Source organism: Ureibacillus sp. MALMAid1270 (assembly GCF_049202975.1).
Taxonomy (GTDB): Bacteria; Bacillota; Bacilli; order Bacillales_A; family Planococcaceae; genus Ureibacillus.
In genome coordinates this window covers 1-11,345 of record NZ_JBMIRP010000101.1, presented here as the reverse complement: position 1 = coordinate 11,345, position 11,345 = coordinate 1, and the positions used below count along the sequence as shown (strand labels likewise).

The window sequence follows — 11,345 nt, the reverse complement described above, 5'->3', positions numbered from 1 at the left end:
TTTACAAGACTATATGCCTTGGTCAAAATCGATTCAAGTAGCTTGTGCAAAATAATAGCCTTCAATCCAAAAAAACATTGGATTGAAGGCTATTCGTCGTGCGTACCAGAAGACGTGCGATATTTTTTATTTCGGGCTTACGAAGTGTTAAAATAGAATAAATAAAAGAGTTGTTTCCAGAAATAAGGAACAACTCTTTTTTAATTAGTAAGCAATACGATTTGCTTCGTATTCAGCAATTTTATCTTCATATTTAAATGTTAGAGCAATTTCATCCCAACCATTTAGAAGCATTTCTTTGTAATATTGGTCAATATTAAAGTTATATACTTTCCCGTCTTCCCCACTCACTGTTTGCTTTTCAAGATCTACATCTACTGAGTATGGTTTTTCCATGCCTTTTGCTAAGATTTCATCACATTCTGCTTCTGTTAATTTAATTGGAAGAATCCCATTTTTGAAGCAGTTATTATGGAAAATGTCTGCAAAGCTTGGTGCGATGACTACTCGGAATCCGTAATCTAAAATTGCCCAAGGTGCGTGTTCACGAGAAGAACCACATCCGAAATTATCTTGTGCAACAAGGATTTGAGATCCTTTATACTCTGGTTTATTTAATACGAAGTCTGAGATTTCGTTTCCTTGTTTGTCAAAACGCCAGTGGTAGAAAAGGAAACGTCCGAAACCTGTACGTTCAATGCGTTTTAAAAATTCTTTTGAAATAATTTGGTCAGTATCTACGTTTTTACGATCTAATGGTGTAATTACACTACTTACTTGATTAATAGGTTCCATGATTTTTTCGCCTCCTTATACTTCTTGTTCCTGTTTAACGTATTTTCGAACGTCAACAAAATGACCTTCAACAGCTGCTGCTGCTGCCATTGCTGGGCTTACTAAGTGAGTGCGTGCACCTGCTCCTTGACGGCCTTCAAAGTTACGATTTGAAGTGGAAGCGCAACGTTCACCAGAAGGAATTGTGTCTTCATTCATACCTAAACAAGCTGAACAGCCTGATTCACGCCATTCGAAACCAGCTTCAAGGAAGATTTGATCTAATCCTTCTTCTTCTGCTGCTTTTTTCGTAGACCATGAACCTGGAACAACGATTCCACGAACGCCTGGGTGAAGTTTTTTACCTTTAACGATACTTGCAGCCGTTCTTAAATCAGAGATACGAGAGTTCGTACAAGAACCGATAAATACATGTTGAATTTCAATGGATTCGATTGGTTGCCCTTCTTCAAGTCCCATATATGTGAGTGCTTTTCTTAATGCTTGCTTATCAGTTTCTGATTCATAATCTGATGTAGTTGGAACTGTTTTAGTAACCCCTGTACCCATTGATGGATTTGTTCCCCAAGTAACGATCGGCTCAATTTCGTCAGCATCAATTTCAAGAACTACATCATATTTTGCACCTGGATCTGCTGCTAGACTTAGCCAGTATTCCGCTGCTTCTTCGAATTTATCTTCTTTTGGAGCATGACGGCGACCGCGTAAGAATTCAACTGTTTTCTCATCTGGAGAGATTAAACCAGCTTTTGCCCCAGCTTCGATGGACATATTACAGATTGTCATACGTTCTTCCATTGATAATGAGCGAATCGCTTCACCTGTAAACTCGACGATATGTCCAGTTCCAACACCAATTCCCCATTTAGCAATAATAGCTAGAATAATATCTTTAGCTGCTACGCCAACGCCTAATTGACCGTTTACTCGAATTTCCATTGTTTTTGGTTTGTTTTGCCATAAAGTTTGTGTAGATAATACATGTTCTACTTCAGATGTACCAATACCGAATGCTAACGCTCCAAATGCACCATGTGTTGAAGTATGAGAGTCACCACAAACGATTGTTTTACCAGGTTGAGTTAACCCTAATTCTGGTCCGATAACATGAACAATCCCTTGATCTGGATGACCGATATCGGCTAGTTGAATACCAAACTCTTTTGCATTTTCTGCTAGAGTTGTAATTTGTTTTTTTGCAATTGGATCATTGATAGTTGGTAAATTTTTTGTTGGTACGTTGTGATCCATCGTTGCAAAACATAAGTCTGGTCGACGAACTTTTCGTCCAGCTAAACGTAGTCCTTCAAATGCTTGTGGGGATGTTACTTCATGAATTAAATGAAGATCGATATATAGTAAATCCGGTTTACCTTCTTCGTGATGTACAACGTGTGTATCCCAAATTTTTTCGATAATATTTTTCGCCATCATTTTTCACCAACCTTAAATATAAGATTCTACAATTCTATCTGCTACAAAATTTGTATCAATTTCCGCAATTACTCGATCTGTCCATTCATCAGTAGTTAGAGCGCGAGTTTTACCTGGTGCTAAATCTGCTGTAAAGTATCCATCATCAAATACAGCACTTACTGCACGTTCAATTTCTGCCGCTTCATCTTTTAAGCCAAATGAATAACGTAACATCATTGCTACAGAAAGAATTGTTGCAGCAGGATTTGCTTTTCCTTGACCAGCAATATCTGGTGCAGAACCATGAACTGGTTCATATAAACCAAAGTTATCGTTACGAATAGAAGCTGACGGTAAAACACCTAGTGAACCTGTAATAACGGAAGCCTCATCACTTAAAATATCTCCAAACATATTATCCGTTACTACTACATCATAGTGACCTGGATTTGTAATAAGCTTCATGGCTACAGAGTCAACTAAATTATGTTCCACTTCTACATCTGGATATTGAGCTTTCTTTTCTTCTACCACTTCTCGCCATAATCTTGAAGTCTCTAAAACATTTGCTTTGTCTACGGAACAAAGTTTTCCTTTACGAAGACGTGCCAATTCAAATGCATTTTCAACAATGCGTTCAATTTCAGCTCTAGTATATATATTTAAATCGCTAGCCTGTTCAAGATTGCGATGTTTTTCTCCAAAGTAAATACCACCTGTTAATTCACGAACAATCATTAAATCTACATTTTCTGCAACTTCGCGTTTCAATGGAGAAGCTTCTAGTAAACTAGGAAATGCTTTTACAGGGCGAAGGTTTGCAAATAAATCAAAAGCTTTACGGATGTTGAGTAATCCTTTTTCAGGGCGCAATTCAGGTGGATTTTGATCCCATTTTGGACCTCCAACTGCGCCTAATAAAATAGCATCACTTTCTTCACACAAAGCAATCGTTTCTGCTGGTAGTGGATCATTATATTGATCAATGGCAGCCCCACCAATCGCTGCATAAGATAAATGAAATTCATGATTGTAACGTTTACCGATTGCTTGTAAAACACGAACAGCTGAAGCAACAACTTCAGGACCAATTCCATCGCCAGGTAAAACAGTAATTTTCTTTTCCATTGTAATACACCTTTCTTTTTTAGTTAGTGGTATTGCGAAATCGCGAATCCATACTTTCGGATAAATTTATTATCCTTTTTCTATCTGAGTTTACTTTTTATCAATCGTTTTATAGAAACGCCACCAAATGGAATTATTTGATGGCGTTTCCTTATAAATCTTAAAAGGTCAAATTAATTTACACTTCAGTTACTTGCTTTTGTCTAATATTTTCATGGATAATATTTCGATTGATTGCATCAATAAATGCATTAGCAGTTGCTTCAAGTACGTCTTGTGAAGAATCTCGACCAGTCGTAGTAGCTCCGTTGATGCGTACATTTACTACTGCATCCGCTAAAGCATCACGACCTTTACTTACAGATTTAACTTGGAAATCAAGTACATTAACTTTAGATTGTACTAACTGTTCTAAAGTATTGAAAATTGCTTCTACCGAACCAGCTCCTGTAGCAGCAATTGTTCTTAAATCACCATCTGGTGTAACAACAGATGCCGTTGCTGTCGGAATATTATCTGTTCCGTAAGAAACTTGAACACTCTTTAATTCGTATAATTGAATATCTTCAATTGAAACTTGTTGTTCTGTTAATAATGTAATTAAATCATCTTCTGTAATTTCTTTTTTACGGTCAGCTAATTTTTTAAATTCTTGGAACGCTTTGTTTAATTTTTCATCGGATAATTCATATCCCATTTTAATTGCTCGATCTCTAAATGCTGCGCGACCTGAGTGTTTACCTAAAACTAAAGGCACTTCCCCTTCACCAATTAATGCAGGTGAAATAATTTCATAAGTTTCTTTATGTTTTAATACACCATCTTGGTGAATACCAGATTCGTGAGCAAATGCATTTTTACCAACAACCGCTTTATTTGGTTGGATTAATGAACCAGTTAAACGACTTACTAATTGAGAAGTTCGTTTAATTTCTTTTAAGTTAATGCCAGTTTGAACTGGGTAAATATCATTACGTATGTGAAGTGCAACAGCGATTTCTTCTAATGCTGCATTACCAGCACGTTCACCAATACCATTGATGGTACATTCGATTTGATCTGCACCATTTTCCATTGCTGCGATTGAGTTAGCAACGGCCATACCTAAGTCATCATGACAGTGAGCAGAGAATTTTACTTTATCTGCACCACGAACATTTTCGCGTAAGAATCTAAATAATTCACCGTATTCATATGGAGAAGCATAACCTACTGTATCTGGTACATTAATCGTAGTAGCTCCAGCTTCAACTACTTGTTCAATGATTCGAACTAAAAATTCAGGGTCAGAACGGAAACCGTCTTCTGCTGACCATTCCACTAGTGGGAAGAATTTTCTAGCATATTTAACAGCTGCAACTGCTTGCTCGACTACTTGATCAGGTGTTTTCTTTAATTTGTACTCCATGTGGATTGGACTGGTTGCTAAAAATACATGAACATGTGGTTGTTCAGCACCTTTTAATGCTTCCCAAGCAGCGTCAATATCACTTTGAACACAACGAGCTAACCCTGTAACAATAGAATTTTTAACCGTCCCCGCGATTCGTTGTACTGCATCCAAATCGCCAGGGCTTGAAGCAGGAAAACCTGCTTCAATAATAGTGACACCAAGACGTTCTAATTGTTTTGCAATTTCTACTTTTTCTGCAGTATTTAAGTTAATCCCAGCTGACTGTTCTCCATCACGAAGTGTCGTATCAAAAATGTCTATTTTACGCATTACTTAACCACTACTTTCTTTTTCCCTTCATTAATGAAAGGCATCATTTCACGTAATTTACTACCTACTTCTTCAATTTGGTGTTCAGCACCAGCTTTTTTGTACTCAGTATAACGCGGACGACCTGTTTCGTTTTCGTTGATCCAATCTTTTGCGAAAGTCCCTTCTTGGATATCAGCTAATACTTCTTTCATACGTTCTTTCACTGATGGGTCAATTACGCGTGGACCAGATACATAGTCTCCCCACTCTGCAGTATCAGAGATTGAGTAGCGCATTGTTGCCATACCACCTTCGTACATTAAGTCAACGATTAGTTTTAATTCGTGTAATGTTTCGAAGTAAGCAAGTTCTGGTTGGTAACCAGCTTCTACTAATGTTTCAAAACCGTATTTCACTAATTGAGTTGTACCACCGCAAAGAACTGCTTGCTCACCAAATAAGTCAGTTTCAGTTTCTTCTTTAAATGTTGTTTCAAGCATACCAGCGCGAGCTGATCCGATTCCTTTACCGTAAGCTAAAGCTAAATCACGTGCTTCACCAGTTGCATCTTGGTAGATTGCGAATAATGCAGGTACACCAGCACCCTGAACGTAAGTACGACGAACTAAGTGACCAGGACCTTTTGGAGCTACTAAGAATACGTCTACATCAGCAGGTGGTACGATTTGACCAAAGTGAATGTTAAATCCGTGTGCGAACATTAATGCGTTACCTGGTTGTAAGTTAGGTGCAATTTCTGCTTCATAAACTGCTTTTTGTCTTTCATCTGGAAGTAAGATTTGGATAATATCTGCTTCAGCAGCTGCTTCTGCTACTGATTTAACATCAAGACCATCTTCTTTTGCTTGATCGAAAGATTTACCTTGGCGAATACCAACTACAACATCAAAACCAGATTCTTTTAAGTTTTGAGCATGTGCGTGACCTTGAGAACCATATCCAATAATTGCGATTTTTTTACCTTTTAATACTTCTTCATTAATTTCGTTTTGATAATACATTTTTGTCATGTTAATTTCCCCCAATAAATTTATTTTTAAGTTTTATTTGAGTGATTCCCTAAAAGACAATCACTATATTACTAACTATCTTTGTAAGAAAGATCCTACTTAAGGATAGAGAGTTGCATAGTTTCAACTGGTTGAGTTTCACGCACAGAGGCTGTGATACCAGTTCTAGTTAATTCCTTAATACCGTAAGGGCGGATTAGTTCAATAAAAGCGTCGATTTTTTCTGGATTTCCAACTACTTGATAAGTAACAACATTTTTTGATGTGTCAATAATTTGTGCTCGGAAAGGTTCAACAATTGCATTCATTTCAATTCTTAAGTTAGCTGGTGATACAACTTTTACTAAAGCTAATTCACGAAGAACAATCGATTTATCCGTAATATCATTAACTTTTAATACATCAATTTGTTTGGATAATTGTTTAATCATTTGTTCCAGTTTCACTTCGTCATCAATATTGACAACGAATGTCATTTTTGAAATGTTAGGTTGTTCAGTATGACCAACTGTAATTGATTCGATGTTGAATTGTCTTTTCATCAACAATCCAGTAACTCGATTTAGTACACCACTTTGATTTAAAACGGATACTGTAATTACTCTTCTCATAGTCTTTTCACCCCCACAATATCATCAAGTGATTTACCAGCAGGTACCATTGGGTAAACATTTTCTAACATCTTAACTCTTGCATCGATCACAACTGGTTCATCAGAATTTAATGCTTCTTCTAGAATTGCTCCAGCTTCATCGATAGTTGTAATACGATATCCTTTAACATCATACGCCTCTGCAAGTTTTACAAAGTCTGGTTGAATAGGCATTAATGATTGTGAATACCTTCCATCATAGAAGAGTTCTTGCCACTGACGTACCATTCCAAGTGCGCAATTGTTAATGATGACCACTTTAACCGGAATGTTATATTGCTTCAAAATTGCAAGCTCTTGATTTGTCATTTGGAAACCTGCATCCCCAACAATCGCTACTACTTTTTTTTCTGGTTTTGCCAATTGTGCACCGATTGCTGCAGGGAATCCGAATCCCATTGTTCCAAGACCACCTGATGTTACCCAGCCGTGATCGTTATTCAGTTTGTAATATTGGGCTGCCCACATTTGATGTTGCCCTACATCTGTCGTAACAACTGCATCTCCACCAGTTATTGCATGAACCATCTCAATGATTTGTTGAGGTAAAATTTCATTTTCATCTTCAACGTACCAATATGGGTAATCACTTTGTTTTTGATTTAGATAATCAATCCACTCTGCATTATTAGGTGTTTGGAAATCTTTATTGATTAACGCTTTAATCGCTTCTTTCGCATCGGCAACGATTGGAATATCAGTTGGGATATTTTTCCCGATTTCTGCTGGGTCAATATCGATGTGAATAATTGTTGCATTTGGTGCGAAGCGTTTTGTATCTCCCGTTAAGCGGTCGTCGAAACGAGCTCCAATATTAATTAATAAATCACATTTTTGGATCGCGTCGTTTGCAACAGCTGCACCATGCATACCAGCCATACCGAAGTTTAGCTCGTGATTTCCATGAATACTTCCTAAACCTAATAATGTGTTAACTACAGGCAATTTGTACTTTTCGACAAATTCAGTTAATTCTCTTCGAGCGTCTGCAAATAATACACCGGCACCTGCGATAATCAGAGGTTTTTGTGAACTTGAAATAGCTTGAGCTGCTTTTTGTATTTGTAAATAATTTGGTTTTGTATTTGGTTGGTAACCAGGTAGATAAATAGGTTCATCCTTAATTAAATCTGTTTCATCAAATAAATCAGCTGAAATATTTTTTGGGAAGTCTATTAATACTGGCCCTTTTCTTCCTGTGTTTGCGATATGGAATGCTTCTTTAACAATTCGTGGAATATCACGAATATTTTGAATTTGATAATTATGCTTTGTAATTGGAGTTGTAATTCCGATAATATCAGCTTCTTGGAATGCATCCGAACCGATTACACTTGTTGCTACTTGCCCTGTAAAGATGACTAATGGAATTGAGTCAATCATTGCATCTGCAATTCCTGTTACAAGATTTGTAGCACCTGGTCCAGAAGTTGCGATGACAACACCTGGTTTATTCATTACACGTGCATACCCTTCTGCTGCGTGAATTGCACCTTGTTCGTGACGAGTTAAAATGTGTCGAATTGGATTTCTATATAGTGCGTCATAAATATTTAATACTGCTCCGCCAGGATATCCGAAAACAATTTCAACATCTTGTTCTTTTAAAGCTTGGATTAGTAGATCGGAACCACTTTTCGGTTTAAATGTTTCTTCACTTTTTGTCACTTGAGTGTTCTCTATTTCTACACTTGTAGAAGTGTTCGTTAAGGTCATTTGCTTAATCCTCCTATTCAAATTAATAAAATTGAAGTTTTAATGAGTAATAAAAAGAAGCCTATTTCACCCACGCAAAAGAAAACCTTTCGCGTAGGGATGAAATAGACTTCCATGGTACCACCCTTATTTATAGCTAAAAAAGCTACCTCGTGAATAGTGGGAACTTATTCATCTACACCGAATTAATTAAATGTTGCGAAAATTCGGTTTGCAACAAGATGAATACACTATTCTTTAATAACGAGCATTTCGAAATATGCCCGGAACTATCTAATTGCTTACGCGTTTAATAGTTCACTCCGAGGGGATGTCGGATATAGTTGTATCGCCGGGTTCCAGCAATCCCGGCTCTCTGGTAGATACAAGTCTCTATAACCTTTAACCTCATCATCGATTATTTATATAAAAATTTTGATTAAGTTTTAGCTTATGAATAGCTTAATTGAAATAATTTAGCGAATCAACCTCTTAATACTCTAAAGTCTTTGACTATAGTATGACAGTATTCTCTAAAATATACAAATTGTCTGAAAATTATATACTCATAATACCGCCTTTTGAAGCGTTTGTCACAAGTTTTGAGTATCTTGCTAACCATCCAGTTTTAATTTTTGGCTCGAATGGTGGCAAATTCTTAAGACGTTGGTCTAATACTTCTTGTGAAACTTGAAGATTAATTGTGCGATTTGGTAAATCAATGTCAATAATATCTCCATTTTCAACTAAAGCAATAGGTCCACCTTCAGCAGCTTCTGGTGAAATGTGACCGATTGAAATTCCTCGAGAGGCTCCACTGAAACGACCATCTGTTATTAAAGCAACTTTTGTTCCTAAACCACGGCCCATAATTGCTGAAGTTGGTGCAAGCATTTCAGGCATTCCTGGTCCACCTTTTGGACCTTCGTAGCGAATTACTACTACATGCCCTTCTCTCACTCTACCATCATCGATCGCTGCTTGTGCTTCTTCTTGTGAATCAAACACAATTGCTTCTCCAGTAAATGTTTTGATAGATGGATCTACAGCACCTACTTTAATAACTGATCCTTCTGGAGCAATATTACCAAATAGTACAGATAAACCTCCTACAGGACTATATGGGTTATCTTTTGTACGTATTACTTTATCGTTTGTTATTTCATGACCTTTTACTAACTCACCCATTGTTTTACCAGTTACAGTAATTCGATCTGGATGAATAGCACCAGGGATTTTTGTTAGCTCATTAATAATAGCTTCTACCCCACCAGCTCGATTTATATCATCCATTGAAATGTCAGACGCTGGCATAATTTTTGCTAAGTAAGGAACACGCTCAGCAACTTTATTTATATCTTCTAAGTTATACTCAATTCCTGCTTCGTTTGCAATAGCTAAAGTGTGAAGAACTGTATTCGTTGAACCACCCATTGCCATATCAAGTGCGAATGCATCATCAATAGCTTCTTTTGTAATAATGTCACGAGGTTTTACATCCTCTTCAATCATGCGAACTAAGTGTTTAGCTGCTTCACGAATTAATTCTTTACGTCTTTCACTTGTAGCAACGATAGTACCATTACCAGGAAGTGCAACTCCTAGCATTTCCATTAAACAGTTCATAGAGTTAGCTGTAAACATACCAGAACAAGATCCACAAGTTGGACATGCATTGTTTTCTATATCTAATAACTCATCAGCTGAAATAGTACCAGCTTTATGAGCACCTACACCTTCGAATACAGAAGTTAATGATATTTGTTTTCCTGAAGAGGAAACACCCGCTTCCATTGGACCACCAGAAACAAATACAGATGGAACGTTTGTACGAACAGCGGCCATTAACATACCAGGCGTTATTTTATCGCAGTTTGGAATATAAAATACTCCATCAAACCAGTGTGCATTTATAACAGTTTCAGCAGAGTCTGCAATTAACTCACGGCTCGGTAATGAATAACGCATACCAATGTGGCCCATTGCAATTCCATCGTCTACACCAATTGTATTGAACTCGAAAGGAATACCTCCAGCTTCAATAATTGCTTCTTTTACTTCTTTTGCAAATTCTTGTAGATGTACATGACCAGGAATGATATCGATATAAGAATTACAAACACCGATAAATGGTTTTCCTAAGTCTTTAGCTTTCACTTTACCAGTAGCATATAAAAGACTACGGTGAGGAGCACGATCAACTCCTAATTTAATCATATCACTTCTCATAATTGATACGCCCCACATTTTCTTAATATTAATCATTCAAAATACGGAAAAAAACTATTAATCTCGTTCACATTTGTTTCCTAAAGAGAATAATAATTTTTAAATTGTTGCTATCATAGTACAAAAGAGCGTAGTCCGTCAACCCGATTTTTCAAATAATTTATACAATTTCTAAAGTATTTTCTAGGTGTAATCGTTTACAACATTATTAATTGAATGAATTTTCTGCTTTATTAATATTTTGTTAAAATTTGAACAAGTCTTTATTATCACTTTATTCGAGTTTTTTTGGCATTTTATATAAATAATAAAAGCCTAAGTATTAACTTAGGCTTACGACTTTGTTTATTTAATCCAAATAAGATCAAACGATAAATTAATCAAAATGACTGAGTGAAGTACTGCAAAAAGAAAAGCTTGACGGTTTAATTTTTTCATTACATTTTTATCTAACATATCGCATCCACCCCAACATTGTCATTTTTGTCTAACTTGTGAACATTATATGACAATTTCGGTAAAAATGCAAAATATTTCGAATTCTCCAAATACCTACCTGAATTATTCATACCTCGAACATAAATCAGGGTTTTAGGCCAAAAACGATTAGATTCCCGATCCCTTTGAAAGAATCATGATTATTTTTCTTCTGAAAAGCATCTTTCTAGAATGAGGAGCGGAAAAATGCCTGTTT

The 11,345-nt window shown here is 36.5% G+C and carries 8 protein-coding genes; all 8 read right to left on the bottom strand.

What is annotated here, in order from left to right; translation table 11 throughout:
- Positions 1 to 204: 204 nt before the first annotated feature.
- Positions 205 to 795 (bottom strand): 3-isopropylmalate dehydratase small subunit, encoded by a 591-nt coding sequence (gene leuD / locus ACOQFO_RS18205; RefSeq protein ID WP_421691105.1) that lies wholly within the window; start codon positions 793 to 795, stop codon positions 205 to 207.
- Positions 796 to 810: 15 nt separating this feature from the next.
- Entirely contained in the window at positions 811 to 2,226 is a 1,416-nt protein-coding gene (gene leuC, locus ACOQFO_RS18200; RefSeq protein WP_421691104.1) for a 3-isopropylmalate dehydratase large subunit, read from the bottom strand.
- 15 nt (positions 2,227 to 2,241) lie between these two features.
- Positions 2,242 to 3,339: a 3-isopropylmalate dehydrogenase gene (leuB, locus tag ACOQFO_RS18195; RefSeq protein WP_421691103.1), complete on the bottom strand. Its 1,098-nt coding sequence runs from the start codon at positions 3,337 to 3,339 to the stop codon at positions 2,242 to 2,244.
- A gap of 178 nt (positions 3,340 to 3,517) precedes the next feature.
- On the bottom strand, positions 3,518 to 5,062 hold the full coding sequence (locus ACOQFO_RS18190; protein WP_421691102.1) for a 2-isopropylmalate synthase: 1,545 nt from the start codon (positions 5,060 to 5,062) through the stop codon (positions 3,518 to 3,520).
- Positions 5,062 to 6,075 carry a ketol-acid reductoisomerase gene (gene ilvC, locus ACOQFO_RS18185; RefSeq protein ID WP_421691101.1) on the bottom strand — a complete coding sequence of 338 codons (1,014 nt, stop codon included), beginning with the start codon at positions 6,073 to 6,075 and terminating at the stop codon, positions 5,062 to 5,064. The genes ACOQFO_RS18190 and ilvC overlap by 1 nt, the downstream gene beginning before the upstream one ends.
- Before the next feature lie 95 nt (positions 6,076 to 6,170).
- Positions 6,171 to 6,686: an acetolactate synthase small subunit gene (gene ilvN / locus ACOQFO_RS18180; RefSeq protein ID WP_421691100.1), complete on the bottom strand. Its 516-nt coding sequence runs from the start codon at positions 6,684 to 6,686 to the stop codon at positions 6,171 to 6,173.
- Positions 6,683 to 8,443 carry a biosynthetic-type acetolactate synthase large subunit gene (gene ilvB, locus ACOQFO_RS18175; RefSeq protein WP_421691099.1) on the bottom strand — a complete coding sequence of 587 codons (1,761 nt, stop codon included), beginning with the start codon at positions 8,441 to 8,443 and terminating at the stop codon, positions 6,683 to 6,685. The genes ilvN and ilvB overlap by 4 nt, the downstream gene beginning before the upstream one ends.
- A gap of 537 nt (positions 8,444 to 8,980) precedes the next feature.
- Positions 8,981 to 10,651, bottom strand: coding sequence for a dihydroxy-acid dehydratase (gene ilvD / locus ACOQFO_RS18170; protein WP_421691098.1), 1,671 nt, complete (start codon positions 10,649 to 10,651; stop codon positions 8,981 to 8,983).
- Positions 10,652 to 11,345 lie beyond the last annotated feature (694 nt).